Origin of the sequence: Rudaea sp. (genome assembly GCF_047601565.1) — a bacterium.
Taxonomy (GTDB): Bacteria; Pseudomonadota; Gammaproteobacteria; order Xanthomonadales; family Rhodanobacteraceae; genus Rudaea.
In genome coordinates this window covers 2,086,928-2,110,383 of the sequence record NZ_JASGIY010000001.1, presented here as the reverse complement: position 1 = coordinate 2,110,383, position 23,456 = coordinate 2,086,928, and the positions used below count along the sequence as shown (strand labels likewise).

21 protein-coding genes are annotated in these 23,456 nt (G+C 67.5%); 12 read left to right on the top strand and 9 right to left on the bottom strand.

Going from position 1 to position 23,456, the window contains the following annotated elements:
- Positions 1 to 2: 2 nt before the first annotated feature.
- From QM741_RS09150 to QM741_RS09130, 5 genes are all read left to right on the top strand, one after another.
- On the top strand, positions 3 to 1,043 hold the full coding sequence (locus QM741_RS09150; RefSeq protein WP_415207404.1) for an acyl-CoA dehydrogenase family protein: 1,041 nt from the start codon (positions 3 to 5) through the stop codon (positions 1,041 to 1,043).
- A 14-nt stretch (positions 1,044 to 1,057) separates the two neighbouring features.
- The gene (locus QM741_RS09145) at positions 1,058 to 2,209 is read left to right on the top strand and encodes an acetyl-CoA C-acetyltransferase (protein WP_415207403.1); all 1,152 of its coding nucleotides are present in this window, start codon (positions 1,058 to 1,060) and stop codon (positions 2,207 to 2,209) included.
- A complete protein-coding gene (locus QM741_RS09140; RefSeq protein ID WP_415207402.1) occupies positions 2,206 to 3,087 on the top strand; it encodes an SDR family oxidoreductase in 882 nt (293 codons plus the stop codon). Before QM741_RS09145 ends, QM741_RS09140 begins: the two co-directional genes overlap by 4 nt.
- Positions 3,088 to 3,202: 115 nt before the next feature.
- On the top strand, positions 3,203 to 3,430 hold the full coding sequence (locus QM741_RS09135) for an addiction module protein (protein ID WP_415207401.1): 228 nt from the start codon (positions 3,203 to 3,205) through the stop codon (positions 3,428 to 3,430).
- Between the two features lie 15 nt (positions 3,431 to 3,445).
- The gene (locus QM741_RS09130; protein ID WP_415209098.1) at positions 3,446 to 3,718 is read left to right on the top strand and encodes a type II toxin-antitoxin system RelE/ParE family toxin; all 273 of its coding nucleotides are present in this window, start codon (positions 3,446 to 3,448) and stop codon (positions 3,716 to 3,718) included.
- Positions 3,719 to 3,731: 13 nt separating this feature from the next.
- Here the strand turns inward: QM741_RS09130 and QM741_RS09125 are convergent, their stop codons facing one another.
- From QM741_RS09125 to QM741_RS09090, 8 genes are all read right to left on the bottom strand, one after another.
- Entirely contained in the window at positions 3,732 to 5,165 is a 1,434-nt protein-coding gene (locus QM741_RS09125) for an NAD-dependent succinate-semialdehyde dehydrogenase (protein ID WP_415207400.1), read from the bottom strand.
- Between the two features lie 26 nt (positions 5,166 to 5,191).
- Positions 5,192 to 6,556 carry a spinster family MFS transporter gene (locus tag QM741_RS09120; RefSeq protein WP_415207399.1) on the bottom strand — a complete coding sequence of 455 codons (1,365 nt, stop codon included), beginning with the start codon at positions 6,554 to 6,556 and terminating at the stop codon, positions 5,192 to 5,194.
- A gap of 77 nt (positions 6,557 to 6,633) precedes the next feature.
- Positions 6,634 to 7,503 carry an SDR family NAD(P)-dependent oxidoreductase gene (locus QM741_RS09115; RefSeq protein WP_415207398.1) on the bottom strand — a complete coding sequence of 290 codons (870 nt, stop codon included), beginning with the start codon at positions 7,501 to 7,503 and terminating at the stop codon, positions 6,634 to 6,636.
- Positions 7,503 to 8,300, bottom strand: coding sequence for an acetoacetate decarboxylase family protein (locus QM741_RS09110; RefSeq protein WP_415207397.1), 798 nt, complete (start codon positions 8,298 to 8,300; stop codon positions 7,503 to 7,505). Before QM741_RS09110 ends, QM741_RS09115 begins: the two co-directional genes overlap by 1 nt.
- 76 nt (positions 8,301 to 8,376) lie before the next feature.
- A complete protein-coding gene (locus tag QM741_RS09105; protein ID WP_415207396.1) occupies positions 8,377 to 9,360 on the bottom strand; it encodes a Rieske 2Fe-2S domain-containing protein in 984 nt (327 codons plus the stop codon).
- A gap of 162 nt (positions 9,361 to 9,522) precedes the next feature.
- Entirely contained in the window at positions 9,523 to 10,446 is a 924-nt protein-coding gene (locus tag QM741_RS09100; protein WP_415207395.1) for a LysR family transcriptional regulator, read from the bottom strand.
- 111 nt (positions 10,447 to 10,557) lie between these two features.
- On the bottom strand, positions 10,558 to 11,748 hold the full coding sequence (locus QM741_RS09095; protein WP_415207394.1) for an amidohydrolase family protein: 1,191 nt from the start codon (positions 11,746 to 11,748) through the stop codon (positions 10,558 to 10,560).
- A 138-nt stretch (positions 11,749 to 11,886) separates the two neighbouring features.
- Positions 11,887 to 14,250, bottom strand: coding sequence for a TonB-dependent receptor (locus QM741_RS09090; protein WP_415207393.1), 2,364 nt, complete (start codon positions 14,248 to 14,250; stop codon positions 11,887 to 11,889).
- Between the two features lie 184 nt (positions 14,251 to 14,434).
- Between QM741_RS09090 and QM741_RS09085 the strand changes: the two genes are divergently transcribed.
- The 7 genes from QM741_RS09085 (at position 14,435) to QM741_RS09055 (ending at position 21,882) form a co-directional block, all read left to right on the top strand.
- Positions 14,435 to 15,562, top strand: coding sequence for an acyl-CoA dehydrogenase family protein (locus QM741_RS09085; RefSeq protein WP_415207392.1), 1,128 nt, complete (start codon positions 14,435 to 14,437; stop codon positions 15,560 to 15,562).
- Positions 15,563 to 16,771, top strand: a complete 1,209-nt coding sequence (locus QM741_RS09080; RefSeq protein ID WP_415207391.1) for an acyl-CoA dehydrogenase family protein — start codon at positions 15,563 to 15,565, stop codon at positions 16,769 to 16,771.
- The gene (locus QM741_RS09075; protein ID WP_415207390.1) at positions 16,768 to 17,577 is read left to right on the top strand and encodes an SDR family oxidoreductase; all 810 of its coding nucleotides are present in this window, start codon (positions 16,768 to 16,770) and stop codon (positions 17,575 to 17,577) included. The genes QM741_RS09080 and QM741_RS09075 overlap by 4 nt, the downstream gene beginning before the upstream one ends.
- A 7-nt stretch (positions 17,578 to 17,584) precedes the next feature.
- Positions 17,585 to 18,046 (top strand): MaoC family dehydratase, encoded by a 462-nt coding sequence (locus tag QM741_RS09070; RefSeq protein WP_415207389.1) that lies wholly within the window; start codon positions 17,585 to 17,587, stop codon positions 18,044 to 18,046.
- A 16-nt stretch (positions 18,047 to 18,062) separates the two neighbouring features.
- Complete coding sequence (locus QM741_RS09065) at positions 18,063 to 19,271, top strand: acetyl-CoA C-acyltransferase (protein WP_415207388.1); 1,209 nt, start codon at positions 18,063 to 18,065, stop codon at positions 19,269 to 19,271.
- Positions 19,272 to 19,360: 89 nt separating this feature from the next.
- Positions 19,361 to 20,536, top strand: a complete 1,176-nt coding sequence (locus tag QM741_RS09060; RefSeq protein ID WP_415207387.1) for an ATP-binding protein — start codon at positions 19,361 to 19,363, stop codon at positions 20,534 to 20,536.
- Between the two features lie 98 nt (positions 20,537 to 20,634).
- On the top strand, positions 20,635 to 21,882 hold the full coding sequence (locus QM741_RS09055) for a helix-turn-helix transcriptional regulator (RefSeq protein WP_415207386.1): 1,248 nt from the start codon (positions 20,635 to 20,637) through the stop codon (positions 21,880 to 21,882).
- Here QM741_RS09055 and QM741_RS09050 read toward each other — a convergent pair.
- Positions 21,879 to 23,456: a FadD3 family acyl-CoA ligase gene (locus tag QM741_RS09050; RefSeq protein ID WP_415207385.1), complete on the bottom strand. Its 1,578-nt coding sequence runs from the start codon at positions 23,454 to 23,456 to the stop codon at positions 21,879 to 21,881. The two genes, QM741_RS09055 and QM741_RS09050, sit on opposite strands and share 4 nt — an antisense overlap.

Below are 23,456 nucleotides of genomic sequence, written 5' to 3'. Positions count from 1 at the left end.
CGATGGATTTCCGTTTCAGCGCCGACCAGATCGCGCTGCGCGACGCCGTGCGCAAACTGCTCTTGATCGAGGCCGCGCCCGAAGTGCTGCGCGAAATCTGGGAAACGCCCGACGGCCGCTCGCAGGCGTTGCGCCGCCGGTTCGCCGAGCAGGGACTGACCGCGCTGTCGGTGTCGCAGGAATACGGCGGACTCGGACTCGGCGAAGTCGATTGGAGCCTGATCCATCACGAACTGGGCTATTTCGCGATACCCGATTCGCTCGGCGACAGCGCGCATCTCGGCGCGGGCCTGCTCGCAGACTTGCCCGACGATGCGCCGCTCAGGCGCGAATGGTTGCCTCGCATCGCCGAGGGCAGCGCGCGCATCGCGATCGGACATGCGCTCAATCCCTTCGTCGCCGACGCGCACCTCGCCGACCTGCTGCTGCTCGCGCACGCGGACGAAGTGCATGCGCTGTCGCGCGACGCCGTTGCTCTGACTCCGCAGCCGAGTCTCGACCGCTCGCGCCGGCTGTATTCGCTGGCGTGGTCGCCGAGTGCGACGACGCGCGTCGCCGAGGCAGCGCAGGGCGAACGCATTTGGGCGCGCACCGCCGCGCGCGGCGCGCTCGCCGCTGCGGGGCAACTCGTCGGCCTCGCCCAGCGCACGCTCGATCTCGGCGTCGATTACGCCGCGCAGCGCAAGCAATTCGGCAAGGCCATCGGTTCGTTCCAGGCGGTCAAGCACCATCTCGCCGACGTGGCGGTGAAGATCGAGTTCGCGCGGCCGGTGTTGCACCACGCCGCGTGGACCTTGCAGCACGACGATCGCAACGCCGTCGCAGCGGTGTCGCACGCCAAACTCGCCGCTGGCGAGGCCGCGCTGCTGGCCGCGCGCAAGAGCCTGCAAGTGCACGGCGCCATCGGCTACACATGGGAAGCGGACTTGCAGATGTACATGAAGCGCGCCTGGGCGCTCGAAGCGACCTGGGGCAGCCGCGCCTGGCACAAGCAGCGCGTGGCCGCGCGCGCGTTCGCCGACGCCGATGCCGGCCTGATCTGAAGGAGCACGAAGTCATGGCCGAAGCCTACATCGTCGATGCGCTGCGCACGCCGACCGGCAAGCGCAAGGGCGCGCTCGCCCACGTGCATGGCGCCGATCTCGGTGCGCACGTTTTGCAGACGCTGGTCGCGCGCAACAAGATTCCGGCGCAGGACTACGACGACGTCGTGTTCGGCTGCGTCGATGCGATCGGCCCGCTCGCCGGCAACATCGCGCGCACCGCCTGGCTGGCCGCGGGCCTGCCGCTGCACGTGCCCGGCGTGACCATCGACCGCCAGTGCGGCTCATCGCAGCAGGCACTGCATTTCGCCGCACAGGCGGTGATGAGCGGCACGCAGGACGTCGTCGTCGCCGGCGGCGTGCAGACGATGACGCAGATTCCGATCTCCTCGGCAATGCTCGCCGGCAGGCCGCTCGGCTTCGACGATCCGTTTTCGGGCTCCACGGGTTGGCGCGCGCGTTTCGGCGACGAGCCCGTCTCGCAATTCCATGCGGCCGAACTGATCGCGCGCCAATGGAACGTCTCGCGCGAGGCGATGGAGGCGTTCGCGCTCGAATCGCATTTGCGCGCGCGGCGCGCACAGAACGAAGGCCGCTTCGCGCGCGAATTGGTGGAAAGCTTCGGCCTCGCCGCCGACGAGACCGTGCGCGACACCTCGCTCGAACAGATGGCCAAGCTCGAAACGCTGCTGCCGGATGGCCGCCTGACCGCGGGCGTGTCGAGCCAGACCGGCGATGCGGCGGCGGCCCTGCTGGTCGTGTCCGAAGCTGCGTTGAAACATTACGGCTTGAAGCCGCGTGCGCGCATCCACCACATGAGCGTCTACGCCGACGATCCGATCCATATGCTCACCGCGCCGATTCCCGCGACGCGCCAGGCGCTGCGCAAGGCCGGCATGCGTATGGACGACATCGACCTCGTCGAGATCAACGAAGCGTTCGCCCCGGTCGTGCTCGCCTGGCTGGCGGAAACCGGCTACGCGCACGACCGTACCAACGTCAACGGCGGCGCGATCGCGCTCGCGCATCCGCTCGGCGCGACCGGCGCCAAGCTGGCGACCACGCTGCTGCACGAACTCGAACGCCGCAACGCGCGCTACGGGTTGCAGACCATGTGCGAGGGTGGCGGCGTCGCCAACGTCACGATCCTGGAGCGTCTGTCATGAGCGGCCTGTGCGCACAGCGCAACGTCATCGTCACCGGTGCGGGCGGCGGCCTCGGCCGCGCCTATGCGCAGGCGCTTGCAGCGGCGGGCGCTGGCGTGCTCGTCAACGACGTGCGCGCCGACGCCGCGCAGGCGGTGGTCGCGGCGATCCGCGCGAGCGGCGGCCGCGCCGAGGCCGACAGCAGGGACATCACCAGCGTGATTGACGCGCAGTCCATCGTCGAGCACGCACTGGCCGCGTTCGGCGAAGTGCATGGCGTCGTCAACAACGCCGGCATCACGCGCGACCGCATGTTCGCGAGCCTCGACGAAAGCGATTGGGACGAAGTGATGCGCGTGCATCTCAAGGGCCATTTCTGCCTCTCCAACCTGCTTGCGCGACGCTGGCGCGAGCAGTCCAAGCGCGGCGAGCGCGTCGACGCGCGCATCGTCAACACCAGTTCCGGCGCTGGTCTGCAAGGCTCGGTTGGCCAAGGCAACTACAGCGCGGCCAAGGCCGGCGTGGCGACACTGACGCTGGTGCAGGCCGCCGAACTGCAACGCTACGGCGTCACCGCCAACGCACTCGCGCCGGCGGCGCGCACCGGCATGACCGAGCAGGTATTCGCGCAGATGATGCAACCGCCCGCCGACGGAGGCTTCGACTACTACGCGCCGGAAAACGTCGCTCCGCTCGTGGTCTGGTTGTGCAGCGTGCGTTCGGCGCACGTGACCGGCCAGGTGTTCGAAGTCGAAGGCGGCAAGCTCGCGCTCGCCGAAGGCTGGCACCGCGGCCCGTTGCGTGACAAGGGCGCGCGCTGGGGCGCCGAAGAACTCACCGCCGTCGTCGATGCGCTCATTGCCGAGGCGCGGCCGGCGCAGAAAGTCTGGGGTAGTTGATCAGCCTGTTTGACCAAGGCGACGACACGCCGCTGTGAAGCTTCTCTTGCGCTGCCGGTTCACTCCATTCGTGGCAAGCTATTCCCGATGGGTTGTCCCGGCAAGAGACCAGATCATGTCCACCGCCCTCGATATTCTTCAAGCGCAAGCGCTCAGCCTGTCGAAGGAAGATCGCTCGCACTTGCTCGAACGCCTCATTCCCAGCCTCGATGTGGACGTGGAAGGTGAAGAACAATGGGAGCAAGTCGCCGCACAACGCGACGCCGAGTTGAATTCCAGCGTCGCCGCCGCCATTCCACTCGAAGACGCCATGGCCCGCCTGCGCGCACGCTTCCACGGGTGAGAATCGCTCTTCGTCCTGAAGCGGAACGCGATCTCGAAAACGCGGCGATTTGGTGAACGTGAAGGTTCGCCCGCACTAGCCGCAAGGTTCATTGCCGAGTTCCATCCACTAGCCAGACTGCTGCTCGATCATCCCGACATCGGCACTCCGAGAACCGCAGGCAGAAGGGGTTTTGCCACTGCGGTTTTCCCCTTTACGGTCATCTATCGGCAGGTCGAGGACGGTATTCGCGTGCTCGTCGTCAAACATGATCGACGCCGCCCAGGTTATGGCGAGAGGCGACGATGAACGGGGAAAAACATCACAACCCCGCCTGCGACACGAACTTCGGATTGAGGTAGGGCTCCAGCGCTTCGCTGCCGCCTTCGGAGCCGTAGCCGGAATCCTTGACGCCGCCGAACGGCACTTCGGGCAGGGCGAGGCCGAGGTGGTTGATCGTCACCATGCCGGCTTCGACCTGCGCGGCGACGGCCTGCGCGGTTTTCGCCGAGCGCGTCCACGCATAGGCGGCCAGGCCATAAGGCAGGCGGTTGGCTTCTTTCACCGCGTCGCCGAAACTCTTGAACGGGTTGACGACGGCGAGTGGGCCGAACGGTTCCTGGTTCATCGCCAGCGCGTCGGCCGGCAGTTCGGCGAGCACGGTCGGCTCGAAGAAATTGCCGACCGCGCCGAGCGGATGACCGCCGGCGAGCAATTTGCCGCCGTGTCTTTGCGCGTCCTCGACGTGGGCGAGCATCGCCGCCGGCCGGCGCGGATTGGCGAGCGTGGCCATTTCCACGCCCTTGTCCAGACCGTTGCCGACCTTGAGCGCTTTCGCGCTGGCCGCGAATTGCGCGACGAATTTTTCGTAGACGCCTTCCTGCACGAGGAATCGCGTCGGCGACACGCACACCTGCCCTGCATTGCGGAACTTCATGAAGGCCATCGTCCTCGCCGCGGCTTCGGCGTCCGCATCGTCGAACACGATCACCGGCGCGTGGCCGCCGAGTTCCATCGTGGCGCGCTTCATGTGCTCACCGGCCAGCGCCGCGAGCTGCTTGCCGACCGTGGTGGAACCGGTGAACGAGATCTTGCGGATCACCGGATGCGCGATCAGATGGCCCGAAATGTTTGCGGGATCGCCGTACACGAGGCCGATCACGCCCGCGGGCACACCGGCGTCGACGAAGGCGCGGATCAATTGCGCCGGCGAGGCCGGCGTTTCCTCGGGCGCCTTGACGATGATCGAGCAGCCCGTGGCGAGCGCTGCGCAGAGTTTGCGCACCACCTGGTTGATCGGAAAATTCCACGGCGCGAAAGCCGCCACCGGCCCGACCGGCTCCTTGATGACGAGTTGGTAGACGCCCTCTGCGCGCGCCGGGATCACACGGCCGTAGGTGCGGCGGCCTTCCTCCGCGAACCAGTCGATGATCTCCGCTCCGAACAGCACTTCCTGCCGCGCCTCGGCCAGCGGCTTGCCTTGTTCGAGCGTCAGCATCGTCGCCACCGCGTCGGCGCGCTCGCGCAACACGGTGGCGGCCTTGCGCATGAGGTTGCAGCGCTCGAACGCCGACATCTTGCGCCACGTTTTGAAACCCCGCTCGGCGGCTTCGAGCGCGAAATCGAGATCGGCCTTTTCGGCGTGCGCCACGCGGCCGATCTCCTCGTGCGTCGCCGGGTTGAATACTGCGATGCTGTTGCCGGACAGGGCTTGGCGCCATGCGCCGTCGATGAGCAATTGCGTGTTCGGATACATGGCGACGATGCGGGAGGAATTCCGGCTCAGCGCGCTTCTTCCATTTCCGCCAGCGCGCGCCGGTACGCGGGCATGCCGAGGACGATCAGCAGCACGATCAGCGGCAGCATGATCGCGCCGGTGATCGCGATCGAATAGCGCAGCGCACCTTCGTCATGGAACACGAAATCGGTGATCGCGGCGATGAAGCTCGCGCCGAGGCCGAAACCGAACAGGCTGATGGCGAACAGGGTCAACGCGCTCACCTGGCCACGCAGGCGATTCGGCGTCACGTCCTGCACCGCCGCCAGCAGCACGCCCTGCGAGGCCTGCCCGATCAACGTGCCGAGCGCCATGAACGCGAGCGCCAGCGTCGCGTTCGGCATCAGCGGGCTGACGATCAGCGGCAGGCCTTTCAGGATCGTCGAGAACAGCACCACGCGCATGTTCGCGTCGCGCCGGCCGCGCCGCGCGAGCCAACCGCCGAGCCAGCCGCCGCACAGCGTGCCGATCGTGCCGCAGACGAGCATGACCGTGCCGTAGTAAAGGCCGACCTCGCCGGTCGTCATGCGGTAGGTGCGCATCAGGAAAGCCGGATACCACAGGCTCACGCCGATCGCGAGCAGGGCGATCAGCGAGCCGGAGCCGAGCAGCATGCCGTAGACGCGCCAGTGCGCGACGATGAAGCGCAGCGCCTCCGGCAGCGGGATCGTGCGGTCGCCGTAGCCCGGCGCGAGGTTGCGCCGCGCCGGTTCGCGTATCGTCGCCACGAGCAGCGCGACGAGGATGCCGGGAATGCCGAGCGCGACGAACACCATCTGCCAGGGATGCAGGCCCGCGAGCAGGCCCGTGGCGGGCACGTCGCCGCGTCCGAACACTTCCAGCAGGTGCGCACCGAGGATCAGCGCGATCGCACCGCCGACCGGATAGCCGATCGCGAAAAAACTGATCGCGAGCGCGCGCCGGTTGCGTTCGAAGTAGTCGCTGATCAGCGAATAGGCGGCGGGGCCGAGCGTGGCTTCGCCGACGCCCACGGCGACGCGCGCGGCAAACAACGCGCCGAAGCCGCGCGCGAAGCCACAGGCCGCGGTGGCCAGCGACCACAGCGCGATGCCGCAGACGACGATGGGCGGGCGGCGGCGCGAACCGTCGACCAGCCGACCGAGCGGAATTCCGACGAAGCTGTAGAGCAACGCGAAGGCGAAGCCCTGCAGCAGGCCGATCTGGAAATCGGAAAGGCCAAGATCGTGCTTGATCGGCCCCACCATCAGGCTGAGCACGCGCTGGTCGAGCGCGGATAGGCAATAGGCGAGAAGCAGCACGCCGACCACGTACCAGCGATAGACTCCGCCGGCTTCCCGCTGCGCCGACGCGGCGGCGACCGCGCCCGGGTTCACTGCGCCATCGTTCATATGATCCACCGCTGCCTGCATCCGCACATGCAGGCCACCTTAGCGGCCGGGCGACGAGCGGGTATCGTCCGGATGGATTACCACGCCGATTCGGGCGTGGCGCGCGCGAGGATGCTGTCGGTGCGCTTGCGCACGGCGAGATCGGAACGCTCGCTTTCCGGAATCAGCCAGAAGCGCCCGGCGCGGATGCCGGCGAGCGCGAAATCGGCGACTTCCTCGGGCTCGGTCAGTTGCATCTTCAGTCCGGTCGCGGCGATGAGGTCCTGCATCGACTTGTACGCGACCGGATCCTCGGGCGCGTCGCCCGCATATTCGGCGGGACGGCTCAGCTTGGACGCCATGATCGCAGTGTTGACCGTGTTGGGCCCCGGATAGAGCACCGCCGCGCGCACGCGCTTGCCTTCGCGCAGCAATTGCTGGTGCAGCACTTCGGTGAGGCTCGTCACCGCGGCCTTGGTCGCGGCGTAGATCGGCGTGTTCGGCAGCGAATACAGGCCGCCGTTGGCCGAGGAGGTGTTGACGACGACGGCTTCCTCGTCCGCCTCCAGCATGCGCGGCACGAACGCCTTGATGCCGTGCACGACGCCGAGCACGTTGACGTCGAGACCCCAGCGCCAGTCGTTGAGCGGCAGCGTCCACAGCGCGCGCCTGGCCTCGCCGAGGCCGACGCCGGCGTTGTTGAACAGCAAGTGCACCGCGCCGTGGCGCGCGTGGACCTGGTCGGCGAGCGCGTCCACGGAATTTTCCTTGGTCACGTCGGCGGCGATGCCCGACACTTCGCCTTGCGTGGCCTCGCGCAATTCGGCGGCCACCGCGGCGACGCGCTCGGCATTGATGTCGGCGATGACCACGCGCGCGCCCGCGGCGGCGAGTCGTTGCGCGAGCGCGCGGCCGACGCCGCTGGCGCCGCCGGTGACGACGGCGACCTTGTTGCGGAAGTCTTCCATCACGCCGCCTTGGCCGCGGGAACGTCGATGCCCGGGTTGAACGGGTCGTCGAAGCGCCCGACCCAGAACGGCGCGATGTACTCGCCCGGCACGGTCGCGAGGATGCGCCCGCTGGTGAGCGTGCCGCCTTCGACGTATTCCATCCGGGTGACGCGCCGGATCGGCACGTCGATCAGCGGATCGTAGGCCGATTCGTTGAAACGCACCGTGCCCTTGAAGTCGCGGCGCGCGGTGTAGTTGCGCTTCCAGTCTAGCCGCGTCAGGTATACATCGCCATCGAACTGGCCGGGCGTGGTGATCGACATCAGCGCCTTGTAGCAGTAGAGGTATTCCTCGAACATCTTCGGCTCGTCGTTGTCCGCGCCGATCTCGCCGTCGAGTTCGAAGAAGGTGATGCCGTGGCGCGCGCAGGTGGCGCGCACGTGATCGCCGTCCTTCTTGAATGTGGTCTGCGCGACCTTCTTCGGCTCGCCGAAGCGTTCGCGGCCGGAGGTCACGATCGACTCGCCTTCCATCGCCATGTAGTAGCAGTAGGCGCCCGGCTGGCCCTCGTGAGTGCACATCAGGCCCGTGGTCAGCGCGCCGATTTCGTGCGTCTGCGTTTCGCTGACATGGATCGCCACGTGCATGAACTGCAAATACACCTCGGGGTGCTCGGCGGCGACCAGCGGCCTCGGCAGCATCGCCTGCACCACGGCCGGATCGGTTTCGTAGACCACGCGGATGCCGCTGACGGTATTACGGCTGGTCGCGCCGCGGGTCGTGGGAATGCCTTGCACAAAACGCAGTTTGCTCATGGTGCTCGCCTCGCTGGATGGTGGAACCCGGATGGAATTGCGCACGCGCGAACTTGCGCCTGCGCGCGGCGCGGACTCAGGCCGCGATGGTAGCGCGCGTCGGCTTGTCGCCGTCGACGTAGAACTGTTCGAAATAGCGGCGGAAGCGCAGGATCGGGCCATCGCCATCGCACAGGAACGGACGCGCCCGGTGGATCTTGTGGGTCCAGATCGGAATGTCGCCTTCCACGCCGGTCTGCCCGCAGGTGTATTCGATGGCGCGATGAAAGGCGACGTCCTCGGGCGATCCCGGCGCGGCAGGACGATGGGTGAAGCAGAAGCGCAACTCGACGTCGTCGGCCTCGACCGGCGTGGCGAGCACCATCAGCGCGAGATTGACCACGCCGGTCAATTGCGTGATTTTCTGGCCCGCGCCGTTCTGCACCGTGGTCACGGTGGAAGGGATCATTTTCATGCTGCCGTCGGGCAGCGCGATCTCGCGCGTGCCGGCGGCGTGGCTGCGGCGCAGGTGGCCGTCGTAGGTCGTCTCACCCTCGGGCACGGCGGCCATCTTGTGCACGAACTGGAAATGCGCGTAATCGACGCCGTTCTCGGCGATCTCCTGCGGATTGCTCTTGAAGCGCCATTCGCGCTTCACCGGCGCCGCCCAGCCCGGCTCGTTGAACTCGGCGTAATCGATCACCTCGAACGTCGGCGCGATGTCGTGCGGGTGATACCAGACCCAGATCACGCCATTGGTTTCGCGCACCGCATAGGAGCGCGCGAGCGGCTCCTTCTGCGCCCTGGGCGGCATGTTTTTGGCGTAGGGAATGTCGCTGCAGAACCCGTCCGGACGAAACGCCCAGGCGTGGAACGGACAGCGCAGCGATTCGCCCTCGACACAGCCGCCGATGCCCAGATGCGCGCCGAGATGCGGACAATACGCATCGAGCACACCGGCCGCGCCCTTGGCGGTGCGGAACAGCACCAGATCGCGACCGAAATAATGCAGCGCCTTGACCGCGCCGACGGCCAAGTCTTCGCTGTAACCGACGAAGAACCAGCCAAAAGGAATTCCCATCGGGAACCGCTCGACTTGGGGCATTACCCTTCCTCCGCTTGATCGCCCGCTCGAGCGGGTCTGAATGGATCGATGCTAACCCACACGCCGTGGCGATAAAGCGCCCGTTCGTAGACTCACCTTCCGCGCCGGTGAACAATGGCGGCAGCGGCCCGCTGCTCTTCACTTCGCGCCGAAATCTGCCGGGCCGCGCGCGAGTTGTTCCGTGGACCACGGTCGCACCTTGTCGTGCTGGAAGCGCGTGGCGAGGAAATCGACGAAGGCGCGCGTCGCCGCCGGCATCAGGCCCGCGGAGAACACGACCCAAGCCTCCTTGTCGTGGAAGGTCCACGGCTCGTGGCAGGCGAGGAGCTTGCCTTCGAGCAGTTCGTTGCGGATCACGTTGACCGGCAGATGCGCCAGGCCCAGCCCGCGTCGCGCCGCCCAGCGCAGCGCGACGCCGCTGTTGCTGACCCACTTGCCGCGTACGCGCGCGCGCAAGCCGTCGTTGAAGTGGAACGTGCCGGACGGGTCGACGAGACAGTCGTGGCGCGCGAAATCGTCCGGCGAGGCGGGCCAGTCGTGCTTGCGCAGATAGTCCGGCGCGGCGCACAGGCAATACGAGAGATAGCCGAACAGCTTGGCCTTGAGCGAGGAGTCGGCGAGATTGCCGTAACGGATCACGACGTCGTAGTTTTCCTGCACCACGTCGGTTTCGCGCAGGTAGGCGATCGGCTCGATCACGAGGTCGGGATGCTGCGCGCTGAAATCGGCGAGCACCGAGGACATGTAGTCCGAACCGAAGATGTCGGAGAGGCCGACGCGCAGGCGGCCGATCGGCTCGCTGCGGAACTGGGTGAGGCGGCGTTCGACGTCGATCAGACCGTCCTGCATGCGGCGGCAGTGTTCGTGGAACAACTCGCCCGCCGCGGTGAGCGCGAGGCGGCGCGTGCTGCGCGTGAGCAGTTGCGTGCCGACGCGCCCCTCGAGTTCGTTGACCGTCTTGCTGACGTAGGATTTCGACACGCCGAGCTGGTCGGCCGCGGCGGTGAAACTACCGGCCGCGACCACGGCGAGGAACTCCTCGATTCCGCGCCATGCTGACATGCACAACCTCTTGTCCGATCCGATTCGCGGCCAACAATGGTAGTCGATGGGTCGCGCAGAAGAAAACGGCCCCGCGAACGGGGCCGGAGAGTACGGATGCGCTTGCGCCGCCTATGCGGCGCGTTTCACGAACGGCGCCTTGAGCGGCCCGATTTTCGCAGCGAGTGCGTTGAGCGCCCTGGCGTCGACATCGTAGACGCTGAGCGCGTTGCCGCCAAGCATCTTGCCGATGTCCGCTTCCGGCAGGCCGCCGAGGCTTTCCATCATCTTTTCGTGCGTGTTCGGCCAGGTGCCTTCGGGGTGTGGATAGTCGGTGCCCCAGAGAATGCGGTCGATGCCGATCTTGTAGTACGACTCGGTGGTCTCGTTGTCGGGCAATGCGGAGCAGCCGATCCACACGTGACGCGCGAAGTATTCGCTCGGCTTCATCGTCATGTTGGTGCGGTAGTCGCCGAGCTTGCCGCTGGTGTGCTTGGCCGAGGCACGCACGTCCATGAGTTCGATGATCCACGGGAACCAGAACTCGCCGCCGGCTTCGGTGAAGGCGACCTTGAGCTTCGGGTACAGCTCGAACACGCCGCCGAACGTGAGCGACCACAGCGGCCGCGTCAGCCAGAAGGCGTATTCGCAAAGATACGTGCCGATCCAGCCGGGCTGGGTGATGTCGAACGCGGGCGCCGCGCCGGAGTGGAAATGCAGCGGCATGTCGAGGTCCTGCAAGAGTTCCCACACCGGGTAGTACTTGCGGTCGTTGTACATCGCGAAACCGTCGGTGAGCGCGGGGAAGAACACGCCCTTGAGGCCGTTGTCGCGCGCCCAGCGGATTTCCTTCAGCGTCTCCTCGATGTCGTACAGCGCCGGCACGATGGCGAGGCCGATGCGGCGCAGCGGGTTGTCGCGGCAGAACTCGGCCATCCAGCGGTTGTGCGCGCGCGCGCCGACCCATTGCAGTTCGGCGTTCGCGGCCGACGGGCGCAGGCCGATGTCGGCACCGAACGGCGGTGCGTTGCGTTCGGTCACGCCGTCGGGGAACAACACTTCGGCGGCGACGCCGTCGCGATCGAGCACGCGGTCGCGGATCGTGCCGTCCCACGCGCCGTCGAGTCCCTCGCCGGCCTTCGCGCGCCATTTGGTGTTGAAGTCGTGGATCAGGAAATGCTTCTCGAATTCCAGGCGCTGCCGCACTTCGATCTTGACTCGCTCGTCGAACGCGGCGTGGTATCTGGAGTCGACGTAGTCGCGATAGCGTTCCGGCGGCAGTCCGGCGTGGCCGTCGGACGAGATGACGAGATAGCGGTCCATGATTTCCTCCCGAGTGGTTCGTTCGTGCGACACGTCGCCGCACGGTTCTGGTTTGCCCCGATTATCCGCATCCGCATTGGCGCAAAAAACACTCCGCCGAGAACGGTCTATCGCCGACGGGAAACACTGGCCGGCGTTTCAGAAGCGCAGTCTGGCCTCGATGCCGGCGCTGCGCGGATCGCCCCACTGGCGAATCGTCATCACGCTCAGGTTGATCGCCTCCACCCAGTATTTCTCGTTGGTCAGGTTCTTGCCCCACAACGCCACTTCGAGCGAGCTGTACTCGCCGAAGCGGATGTTGGTCAGGGCGAGGCGCGCATCGAGCAGGCCGTAGGCCTTGAGCGTCGAAGTCGGATCGGGCGTGATCGTCGTGTACTGCTTGTCGCGCCAGGAATAGTTGAGACTCGCCTCCAGCGAGGCGAAATCGAGCGGCACCGAATACACCGCGCCGATCTGGTAGTTGCTCTTGGGCGAAAGCGGGATCAGGTAGGTGTGGGTGACGTCCTGACCGCTGGGCAGCACGAAATCGGTGTAGCGCTGATTGACGCGGCCGTAGCCGAGATTGAGCGTGAAGTTGTCGACCGGGCGGAACGCCGCCTCGACCTCGAAGCCGTCGAACTTCGCCTCGCCCGCATTGATGATGTTGGTCGTGATCAGCGCCGGCACGAACACGCCGGCCTGGAAATCCTTGTACACCGTGTGGTAGGCGGCGAGATTGAGTTGCAGGCGGTGGTCGAAATACACGCCCTTGCTGCCGATTTCGTAGGACGTGAGTTTTTCCGGATCGTAGTGGGCATTGAACGCCGCATTGGTCGACGCGGTGTTGTTGATGCCGCCGGCCTTGTAGCCGTTGGCGATGCGCCCGTAGATATTCCAGTCCGGGTCGATCTTGTAGCTCAGGTTGAACTCGGGCGTGGCGCGCGACCAGGAATCGCTGCCGTACAGCGGGTAGAGGTCGGACGGACCGATGCCGCCCGCGCCAGGCCGCGCGCCTGCCGCCGCTTGGCCGCTGCGCGTGAGCGGCGTGCCGTCGGCCGCGCGCGCGAACACGCCCGAAGCCGCCGCGGACGGGTTGGCGAGGTAGGCCGAGTTCGACAGCAGCAATTCGTTCGCATCGCGCTCGTCGCGCGTCCAGCGGATGCCGAAGGTCGCTTCGAGGCGATCGTCCAGCACCGGCGGAGTCCAGGAGAATTGGCCGTAGCCGGCGGTGCTGTCGTCGTCGCCGCCGCGCGTGTTCGCGTCGTAGGCGTTGCCGCCGAACTGGAAATTCCAGCGCGGGTTGTAGACGTGCCACGAATCGTGCAGGTAGAACAGGCCGAGCGTGTAGTGCACGCGGTCGGTCTTGCCGAGGACCTGGAACTCCTGCGACCACTGCGTGTAGTCGTTGTTGAGGATGATGCGCAACAGGTCGAGCGGCGTGCCGTCGAAGTCGGTGCCGCTGCGCGAAAACATCGTGCGCTGCGAGCTGATCGACTTCAGTTGCACGTCGCCGAGCGCGCTTTCGCCGAGGTCGTATTTCAGGGTCAGGGCTTGGCCGTTGACGCCATAGGCCGCGCGCACGGCGCTGTCGTTCCAGATGCCGTCCGGGCGGTCGCTGACGACATAGGGCGCGACCAGCGGCTTGAGCGCAGCCGGCATGTAGGGGCCGATCGCATTCATCGCCAGCATGTCGGGCGTGCCGTGGCTCCAAGTGACGTCGAACGCATACAGTGCGGAGAACTTCTCGTTCGGTTCCCACAACGCATCGAAGCGTGCGGCCTTGAGGTTGACGTCGCCGAAGTGGCCATTGGTCTTGTAGTTGTCGTAGGCGCCGTCGCCCTGTTTGGCGGAGATCGCGATCTTGGTCTTCAGCGTGCCGAGCGAGCCCATGTCGAACGTGGGCAGGTTGAGCGCGAGGCGCTCGCGATAACGGTCCCATTGCCCGTAGCCGATCTCGGCGTAGCCGCCGAATTCGCCGGTCGGCTGGCGCGTGACCAGGTTGACTGCGCCGGCCACGGTGTTCTTGCCATACAGCGTGCCCTGCGGGCCGCGCAGCACTTCCACGCTCTGCAGGTCCACCGTGTCGAACGCGGCGCCGGTGGATTTCGACACCGGCACGCCGTCGATGTAGATGCCGACCGGCTGGTCGCGCTCGAGGTTGGTGTCGCCCGATGGCGAGATGCCGCGCATCGTGATCAGCGGACCATAGGTGTTGCCGATGGTCTGGTTGATCTGCACGCCCGGCACGAGCCCGCCGATGTCGCTGACGTTGCTGACGCCGAGGCGCTCGATCGTGCGCGTGTCGATCGCGGTCACCGCGATCGGCACGTCCACCAGGCGCTGTTCGCGGCGCTGCGCGGTGACGACGACGTTGCCGAGCTGGGTGGTTTCGGGTTGCGTCTTCGCCGCAGGCAGCGCCTTGTCGTCGGTCGCATCGTCTGCGGCGGCGGCGATCGAAACCAGGCCGAAGGCGGCGGCGCATGCCAGAAACAGGGTCTTGCGGCGTAGCGGATGGCTGTGCATTTTCCCTCCCGGGGAATTTTTTATGGTGATTCGAGGATGGCTTGACCGCGCGCCGATGGCGCGTGACTGGCCCACCTTGGCGCGACCATAGTCAGTGGAAGGTGATGGGGAATCGTCCGGATGGAGTAGGCCGCGCGCGCGACGCGGGCCGACAATCACGGCACTCCCACCATCGCGGCGCAACATGAGTTCCGCAATCGACGACGACCTGGCCCTGATTCGCGACGCCGCCGAGCATTTCCTCGCCGAGGTCAGCGACAGCGCGGCCGTGCGCGCCGCGGCCGACAGCGAGGCGGGCTGGCAGGAACACACCTGGTCGCGCACCGCCGGCGAACTCGGCTGGTGCGCGGCATGCGTGCCCGCATCGCTCGGCGGCCTCGGCCTCGACGCCATCGCGGACGCGATGCTGCTCGAACAGATGGGGCGCCGCCTGTTCTGCGCGCCGTTTTTCTCGACTGCCTGCCTCGCCGCCAACGTCCTGCTCGAAGCAGGCAGCGACGACGCGCGCGAACGCCATCTGCCGCGCATCGCGGCGGGCGATCTGCGCGCGAGCGCACTGCCCTGCCCCGACGCATCCGTTCTGCGTGCGCGCCGGAGCGCACGCGGCTGGACGCTCGACGGTTGCGCCGCGCAGGTGCTCGACGGCGCCAGCGCGGAAGTGCTGTTCCTACCCGCGCACCTCGAAGGTTCCGATACGCTCGCACTGTTCGCGATCGAGCGCGGCACGCCGGGTTTGTCGGCGCACGCGATTCGCGGCTGGGATCGCACGCGGCGCTTCGCCGATCTCGAACTCGACGGCGTCGAACTCGACGCGGCGGCCCGCATCGACCGCGGCGACGCCTGCGCGGCGGACATGCGCCGCGCGCTCGCACGTTCGCGCCTGGCGCTCGCGGCCGAGCAACTCGGCGGCGCGCAGGCCTGCCTCGACATGAGCGTCGACTACGTGAAAACGCGCCGCCAGTTCGGCCGCGCGCTCGCCTCGTTCCAGGCGATCAAGCACCGCTGCGCGGAGATGATGGTGCGCGTCGAAACCTTGCGCTCGACGGTCTACGGCACCGCCGCGCTGATCTCCTCGCCTGCCGGCGAAGGCACACCGGAGAACGAGTGCATGGCGGCCAAGCTGCTCGCCTGCGAGACCTATTTCTGGTGCGCGCAGGAGACGATCCAGTTGCACGGCGGCATCGGTTTCACCTGGGAGCACGACGCGCATCTGCACCTGAAGCGCGCGCAAGCCGGCCATGCCTGGCTCGGCGCGCCGCAACAACTGCGCACCGCGCTCGCGGATGCGCTGATCGATCGGGAGGTGGCCTGAGTGGACGACGCGCAAACCCGTGCTTTCCGCAGCGAAGTCGCGCTCTGGATGGACCGCCACCTCGCTGGCCGCTTCGAGTCCTTGCGTCATCGCGGCGGCCCCGGCGACGAGGACGCCTGCGTCGAGCTGCGCAAGGAGTGGGAACGCGAACTTGCCGCGAGCGGCTGGACTTGCCTGGGCTGGCCGCGCGAACACGGCGGGCGCGCGCTGTCGATCGACGAACAAGTCGTGTTCCACGAGGAGTATGCGCGCGCCGGCGGCCCGGGGCGCATGGGCCACATCGGCGAGGGTTTGATCGGGCCGACCTTGATCGCCTTCGGCAGCGGGGAACAGAAACGCCGTTTCCTGCCGGCCATCGTCGCCGGCACCGAGTTCTGGGCGCAGGGCTACTCCGAACCGGACGCGGGTTCGGACCTCGCCAACGTGCAGACGCGCTGCCGCCGGGACACAGCCAGCGGCGATTGGATCGTGCACGGCCAGAAGGTATGGACTTCGCTCGCGCACGAATCCGACTGGATTTTCGTCCTTGCGCGCTCGCAAGCAGGTTCGCAAGGCCACCACGGGCTTTCCTTCCTGCTGCTGCCGCTGCGCCAACCGGGCGTCGAGATCCGGCCGATCCGCCAGATCACCGGCACCTGCGAATTCAACGAAGTATTCTTCGACGGCGCGCGCGCCGCGGCCGACCACATTGTAGGCGCGCCGGGCGAAGGCTGGAAGATCGCAATGGCGCTGCTCGGCTTCGAACGCGGCGTGTCCACGCTCGGCCAGCAAATGCGCTTCCGCCATGAGCTCGACACGATCATCGCCGTGGCGCGCGCGAACGGCGCAGCGCGCGACGCTTCCATTCGTGCGCGCATCGCGCAGGCATGGGCCGGCCTGCGCGCGATGCGCTGCAACTCGCTGCGCATGCTCGCCGGCGACGCCGACACCGACGCGCGGCGCGCAGCGCTGGTCTACAAATACTATTGGTCGAACTGGCACCGCGACCTCGGCAAGCTCGCCGCCGACGTGCTCGGCACCGATGCCGACCGCATGCGCGAGGACGATGCCGGCAGGCGCCTTCAGCAGTTGTTCTATTTTTCGCGCGCCGACACCATCTATGCCGGCAGCAACGAGATCCAGCTCAACATCATCGCCGAACGCGCGCTCGGCATGCCGCGCGAGGCGGCGCCGCAGGAATCCATCCAACCGACCGAGGCCAGCGCATGAACGAACACCCTGCCACGGGCGCGAGCGCCCTGCCCGCCTATGTGCCGGGGCACCGGTTGCTGGCCGGCAAATCGGTTCTGGTCACGGCCGCCGCCGGCGCCGGCATCGGTTACGCGACGGCGCGACGTTGCGCCGAGGAAGGCTGCCGCGCGCTGGTCGTCGCCGACATCCATGCGCGCCGGTTGGACGAGGCCGTCGCGCGACTCAAGGCCGAGACCGGCTTCCAGGCCATCCACGGCAAGCTCGCCGACGTCACCGACGAGAGCCAGGTGCAGGCGCTGGTGGACTTCGCCGATGAGCGGCTCGCCGGCACCGACGTGCTGGTCAACAACGCCGGGCTCGGCGGCAGCAAGCTTGTGGTCGAGATGAGCGACGAGGAATGGCAGCGCGTGCTCGACGTCACCTTGACCGGCACCTTCCGCATGACCCGCGCGATGCTGCGAAAAATGCAGCCGCGCGGACGCGGCGCGATCGTCAACAACGCCTCGGTGCTCGGCTGGCGCGCGCAGAAGGAGCAGGCGCACTACGCCGCGGCCAAGGCCGGCGTGATGGCGCTGACGCGCTGCTCCGCGCTCGAGGCCGCCGAACACGGCGTGCGCATCAACGCGGTGGCGCCGTCGATCGCGCTGCACGATTTCCTGCGCAAGAGCGCGCCGCAGCATCTGCTCGACAAACTCGCCGCCGGCGAGGCGTTCGGGCGCGCGGCCGAGGTCTGGGAAATCGCCAACGTGATCGTGTTCCTCGCCTCCGACTACGCATCCTATCTCGTCGGCGAAGTGCTCTCCGCATCGAGCCAGCGCGCCTGAGGCCAGCATGAAAATTCCGCTATTCGAGAACGCGCAATCGCTGCTCGACGCCGCGCCCGGCACGACGCTGGGCACGAGTCCGTGGCTGGAAATCGAGCAGACGCGCATCGACCGCTTCGCCGATGCGACCGACGACCACCAATGGATCCACGTCGATCCGGCGCGCGCCAGGAGCGGGCCGTTCGGCGCGACGATCGCGCACGGCTTCCTCACGCTCGCGCTGGTCGCGCGCTTCCTGCCGCAGATTCTCGACGTGCGCTTCCGCTTCGGCACCAACTACGGCTGCGAGCGCGTGCGCTTTCCGGCGGCGGTCAAGGCCGGCAGCCGCGTGCGCGGGCGCGGCGAACTGATCGGCGCCGAACTGGCGCGCGACGGCAGCGTGCAGGCGACGATCCGCGTGACCGTCGAGATCGAGGGCGAGGCCAAGCCCGCCTGCGTCGCCGACGTGATCTCACGCTACTACTTTTGAACATCGAGAAACGAACATGAGTGATGCCGTCATCGTCAGCGTCGCGCGCACCGCCATCGGCCGTGCGTATCGCGGCGCCTTCAACGACACCGAGGCGCCCGCGCTCGGCGGCCATGCGATCCGCGCGGCCATCGCGCGCGCGGGCATCGCCGCGCGCGAGGTCGACGACGTCGTCGTCGGCTGCGCCGCCCAGCAAGGCACGCAGGGTTACAACCTCGGGCGCCTGTGCGTCTACGCCGCGGGCCTGCCCGACACGGTGCCCGGCATGACCGTCGACCGGCAATGCTCGTCGGGACTGATGAGCATCGACATCGCCAGCAAGAACATCCGCGTCGGCGACCAGGACATCGTCGTCGCCGGCGGCGTCGAGTCGATCTCGTTGGTGCAGAACGCGCACAAGAACACGCATCGCGCCATCTCGCAGACCGTGCTCGCGGCCGAGCCGTGCGGCTACATCCCGATGATCGAGACGGCCGAAATCGTGTCGCAGCGCTACGGCATCTCGCGCGCGGCGCAGGATGCCTACGCCTGCGAAAGCCAGCGGCGCACCGCGGCAGCGCAGGCGGCCGGGCGCTTCGATGCCGAGATCGTGCCAATCACGGTGCAAAAACAACTGTTCGACAAGGAAGGCAAACCCGCCGGCCACGAGACGGTGACGCTCGCCCGTGACGAAGGCGTGCGCGCCGACACCACCCTCGAAGCGCTGGCCGCGCTCAAGCCGGTGTTCAAGGACGGGCGCTGGGTGCAACAGGGCGCGCACATCACCGCCGGCAACGCCTCGCAACTGTCCGACGGCGCCGCTGCTGTGGTCGTGATGAATGCCGATCTCGCGCGCGAACGCGGGCTCGTCGCGCTCGCCGTGCATCGCGGCACCGCGGTCGCCGGCTGCCAACCCGACGAGATGGGCATCGGCCCAGCGTTCGCCATTCCCGAACTGCTCGCGCGTCACGGCCTTGCCATCGCCGACATCGGCCTGTGGGAAATCAACGAAGCCTTCGCCTGCCAGGTGATCCATTGCCGCGACCGGCTCGGCATTCCGCACGAGCGCCTCAACGTCGATGGCGGCGCGATCGCCGTCGGCCACCCCTTCGGCATGTCGGGTACGCGCCTCGTGCAGCACGCCATCCTCGAAGGCCGGCGCCGCGGCGTACGCCACGTGGTCGTGTCGATGTGCATCGGTGGCGGCATGGGCGCGGCGGCGCTTTTCGAAATTCCGCAGGGTTGAGCGGGCGCAGCACGACCACTGGGCAGGCGCCGGCACCGGAAGGACAACTACGGTTTGCATAATTTGTAAGTGATAATTACAATTTATGCATGGCAGCCGACGCCATCAAACGCACGCTGCGTACCGCCCTGCTCGAAGCCGCGAAGCAGTATCCCCTCGTCACCCTGACCGGCCCGCGCCAGTCCGGCAAAACCACGCTGTGCCGCATGGCTTTTCCGCGCCACGAGTATATTTCGCTGGAACCGCTGGACACGCGCGAGTATGCGATGCAAGACCCGCGCGGCTTCCTCGCCCAGTTCAAGCGCGGCGTGATCCTCGACGAGGCGCAGCGCGCGCCCGCGCTGTTCGGCTATTTGCAGGAAGCGGTCGACCGCGACCCGCGCAAGGGTCGCTTCATCGTGTCCGGTTCGGAGAACCTCGCGCTGTCGCAGGTGGTGAGCCAGTCGCTGGCCGGGCGCACGGCGATGTTGGTGCTGCTGCCGCTCTCGCTGCAGGAGCGACCCGCGCTGCCCGCCACGCTGGACGAGGCCATCTTCAGCGGAGGTTATCCGTGCCCGCTGGTCGAACGCATCCCGCACGAACGCTGGCTGCGCGATTACTTCACCACCTATATCCAGCGCGACGTGCGCCAGCTCGCGCAGATCGGCGACCTCGATGCGTTCAGCCGCTTCGTGCGCCTGTGCGCCGGGCGCACCGCGCAGGAAGTGAACTTGAGCCAGCTCGGCGCCGATGCGGGCGTGTCGCACAACACCGCGCGCGCCTGGCTCGGCGTGCTGGAAGCGAGCTACCTCGTGTTCCAGACTCCCGCCTTCCATCGCAACGTCACCAAGCAGCTCGTCAAGCGGCCCAAACTGCATTTCTGCGACACGGGCCTGGCCTGCTCGCTGCTCGGCCTGCGTGCGCCGGAGCAACTGGCCACGCATCCGCTGCGCGGCGCGTTGTTCGAGAGCTTCGTCGTGTCCGAAATCCACAAATGGCACTTGCATCGTGGCCTTCCTTCCGATTTGCGCCATTACCGCGAAAACCGCGGCGCGGAAATCGATGCGCTGATTCCCGGCCACCCGCGCGGCGTGCTGGTCGAGTGCAAGGCCGGACAAACCATGCAAGCGGAGTTCCTGCGCCACCTCGATGCCTTCGACGATGCACGCTGGGACAAGCGGCTGGTGTACGGCGGAACCCAGACGCAGCGGCGCACGCACGCCAGCATCCTGCCGTGGACGGCGCTGGCGAAAATCGGCTGGTTGCCTGGTGGCGCGACGCGATAGGCCGCGGCTCGGGATTCCGCCCGGCCATTGTGCGCACAACCTTGCAATGCCGCGGCGATGCAGCAATGCTGCCGTCGTCGTCCGCATCGAACCGCACCATGATCTCGAACTTCTCGCCGTGGATCGCAGACACCGAAGAGTGGCATGCCCATGGCTTTGCCACGCTCGCGCACACGGACGAAGGCGACAGCGTCGACCTCGCATTGCTGATCCACAGCGGGCCGCGCGAGAGCACGCCCTGGGCCAACGCGCTGCATCGCCTGCGCCTGGAACTCAAGGCCGACCATGCCGCGCTGGTGCTGCGCCAGCCTTCGCCGCACAGCCCTGCGCTGACGATCGACGCGTCCCGCGACGGCGTGAAGGCTTGGCGCGGCGGCTATTCGTACTATTCGGTGTTCACGCGCGATCCGTTTTCCGGCCTGCCCGCGCATCGCGTGGTCAGCGTCGACGAAGTGGTTGGCGCGGCCGAGTGGGAACGCAGCGAGTTCTACCGCAAGTACATCCGACCGCTGAACGTGCGCTACATCCTCGGCGCCGACATCCTCACCGAGAATCGCGTCGAATGTCGCTTCCGCGTCAGCCGTTCGGCCGCCGCCGGCGAATTCGGCGCGCGCGAACGCCGCATCTGCGACGAGTTGCTGCCGCACTTGAAGGTATCGATCGATACGCACGCGCAACTCGACGCGCTCGGGATGGAGCGCGACATGTATGCGCAGACGATGGAGCATCTGCTGGTCGGGGTGGTCATCCTCGACGAGGCCGGCGCGATCATGCGCAGCAACGGCATCGCTTGCGACATCCTCGCCGAGAAGGACGGCCTGCGCCTCTGCGAAGGCACGTTGCGCGCGGAGTTCGGCCGCGAGGACAACGAGATCCAACGCCTGATCCGCCAGGCGCTCAAGGGCGCGGTCGTGGCGGAGCAGGCCAGCGACGAAGTGCTGCCGGTGTCGCGACCTTCGGGGCGCGTTCGGCTCGGCGTGCTGGTGCGGCCGATTCCGCTAGGCGCCTGGTCGCAGGGCCGGCGGCGGCCCGCGGTCGCGATCTTCCTGCGCGATCCCGAACGCCGCGTCGGTTCCTCGCAGGAAACCACGCGGCGCCTGTTCGGCCTCACCGCGGCGGAGGCGGTGCTGGCCAATCATCTCGCCAACGGCCTGACCCTCGACGAAGCCGCCGCGGTGATGCGCATCGCGCGCAACACCGCACGCGCGCACCTGCGCTCGATCTTCGCCAAGACCGGGGTGACGCGGCAGACCATGCTCGTGCGCGTGCTGCTCAACAGCGTCGGCACGCTGTCCGAGGACGGCGAGGTTCCCGCCGCGGAAAGGGCCGCGAGAAGTGCGGGTTAAGCGCGTCGCATCGAGCGCAGTTCGGTCTTGAGCACCTTGCCGCCTGCGTTCACCGGCAGCGCATCGACGAAGACGACTTCGCGCGGCACCTTGTAGTTGGCCATCTGCGTGCGGCACCAGGCGATCAGCGCGGGCGCGTCGAGCGCGGCGCCGGGCCGCAACACGACGAAGGCGCAGCCGACTTCGCCGAGGCGCGCGTCCTCGATGCCGACCACGGCGGCCTGCGCGATCAGCGGATGCGCTGCGACCTGCTTCTCGATCTCGGCCGGATAGCAGTTGAAGCCGCCGCTGATGTACATATCCTTGAGCCGGTCGACGATGGCGAGGCAAGCGTCCGCGTCGAGGATGCCCACGTCGCCGGTGTGCAGCCAGCCGTCGGCGTCGATCGCCTGCGCGGTCGCCGCCGCGTCTTCGAAATAACCGTGCATCACGTTGACGCCGCGCACCAGAACCTCGCCGCGCTCGCCGCGCGCAACCTCGTTGCCGGCCACGTCGACGAGGCGCAATTCGACGCCGGGCATCGCGCGTCCGCTCGTGCGCGCGACGGTTTCCGGCGCATCGCCGCGCGCACTCATCGTCACGAAGCCGCAGGATTCGGTCAGGCCGTAGGCGGACAGCACGATGCCGAAGCCGAGGTCATTGCGCATGCGTTCGATCAGGATCGGCGGAATGCTCGCCGCGCCGGTGACCGTCGCGCGCAGCGAGGACAGGTCGGTGCTCGCGAGCGCGGGTTCGGCCAGCAACGAATGGAACAGCGTGGGCGGGCCGGGCAACACCGAGACGTGATCCCGCGCGATGCGTTCGAGGATGCGTTTGGCGTCGAACACCGCATGCGGCAGGATCGTCGCGCCGTGCATCAGCGCGGCCAGCCAGCCGGCCTTGTAGCCGAACGAATGGAAGAACGGCGCGACGATCAGGTAACGGTCGGCGCCCGACATTTCCATCGCGCGCGCCCAATGCGAAATCATCGCAAGGTTCTGACCGTGCGCGCTCATCACGCCTTTGGCGCGCCCGGTCGTGCCAGAGGTGTACATCAGGTCGGAAAGATCATCCGCGCCGATCGCGGCGGCGAGCGCGGCGGCCTGCGCCGGATCGATCTCTGCGCCGCACGCGAGAAAGTCCGCCCAGCCTTCCTCGCCTTCGCGCGCGCCGCGCAGCACGATCAGGCGTTCGAGCCCGGCGGGGCGATGCCGCGCCAGCATGGCCGGATAGTCCGCGCCGAGGAATTCGCCCGCCGTGAACAGCACGCGCGCGCCGCTGCGCGCGAGAAGGTCGGCGGCTTCCGCGCCGCGCAGGCGCGTGTTGATCGGCACCAGCACCGCGCCGACGCAATGGATGCCGAGCGCGGCGGCGATCCACTCGCGCCAGTTCGGCGCCCAGATCGCGACGCGGTCGCCGTGCGCGATGCCGTGCGCGAGCAATGCACGCGCGGCCGTCATGGCCTGCGTCTCGACTTGGCCCCAGGTCCAGGTTTCGCCGTCTTCCTCGATCGCCGGGTGCGCGTGCCAGCGCGCCGCGGTTTGCCGCAGCAGGCGCGGAATCGTGGGCGGATCGGGCAGCACGGATTCGCTCAT

Bases quoted from the DNA above. Each gene is read 5' to 3' on its own strand.
- QM741_RS09150 (WP_415207404.1), top strand. From the start codon at position 3: ATGGATTTCCGTTTCAGCGCCGACCAGATCGCGCTGCGCGACGCCGTG.
- QM741_RS09145 (WP_415207403.1), top strand. From the start codon at position 1,058: ATGGCCGAAGCCTACATCGTCGATGCGCTGCGCACGCCGACCGGCAAG.
- QM741_RS09140 (WP_415207402.1), top strand. From the start codon at position 2,206: ATGAGCGGCCTGTGCGCACAGCGCAACGTCATCGTCACCGGTGCGGGC.
- QM741_RS09135 (WP_415207401.1), top strand. From the start codon at position 3,203: ATGTCCACCGCCCTCGATATTCTTCAAGCGCAAGCGCTCAGCCTGTCG.
- QM741_RS09125 (WP_415207400.1), bottom strand. From the start codon at position 5,165: ATGTATCCGAACACGCAATTGCTCATCGACGGCGCATGGCGCCAAGCC.
- QM741_RS09120 (WP_415207399.1), bottom strand. From the start codon at position 6,556: ATGAACGATGGCGCAGTGAACCCGGGCGCGGTCGCCGCCGCGTCGGCG.
- QM741_RS09115 (WP_415207398.1), bottom strand. From the start codon at position 7,503: ATGGAAGACTTCCGCAACAAGGTCGCCGTCGTCACCGGCGGCGCCAGC.
- QM741_RS09110 (WP_415207397.1), bottom strand. From the start codon at position 8,300: ATGAGCAAACTGCGTTTTGTGCAAGGCATTCCCACGACCCGCGGCGCG.
- QM741_RS09105 (WP_415207396.1), bottom strand. From the start codon at position 9,360: ATGGGAATTCCTTTTGGCTGGTTCTTCGTCGGTTACAGCGAAGACTTG.
- QM741_RS09100 (WP_415207395.1), bottom strand. From the start codon at position 10,446: ATGTCAGCATGGCGCGGAATCGAGGAGTTCCTCGCCGTGGTCGCGGCC.
- QM741_RS09095 (WP_415207394.1), bottom strand. From the start codon at position 11,748: ATGGACCGCTATCTCGTCATCTCGTCCGACGGCCACGCCGGACTGCCG.
- QM741_RS09090 (WP_415207393.1), bottom strand. From the start codon at position 14,250: ATGCACAGCCATCCGCTACGCCGCAAGACCCTGTTTCTGGCATGCGCC.
- QM741_RS09085 (WP_415207392.1), top strand. From the start codon at position 14,435: ATGAGTTCCGCAATCGACGACGACCTGGCCCTGATTCGCGACGCCGCC.
- QM741_RS09075 (WP_415207390.1), top strand. From the start codon at position 16,768: ATGAACGAACACCCTGCCACGGGCGCGAGCGCCCTGCCCGCCTATGTG.
- QM741_RS09070 (WP_415207389.1), top strand. From the start codon at position 17,585: ATGAAAATTCCGCTATTCGAGAACGCGCAATCGCTGCTCGACGCCGCG.
- QM741_RS09065 (WP_415207388.1), top strand. From the start codon at position 18,063: ATGAGTGATGCCGTCATCGTCAGCGTCGCGCGCACCGCCATCGGCCGT.
- QM741_RS09060 (WP_415207387.1), top strand. From the start codon at position 19,361: ATGGCAGCCGACGCCATCAAACGCACGCTGCGTACCGCCCTGCTCGAA.
- QM741_RS09055 (WP_415207386.1), top strand. From the start codon at position 20,635: ATGATCTCGAACTTCTCGCCGTGGATCGCAGACACCGAAGAGTGGCAT.
- QM741_RS09050 (WP_415207385.1), bottom strand. From the start codon at position 23,456: ATGAGCGAATCCGTGCTGCCCGATCCGCCCACGATTCCGCGCCTGCTG.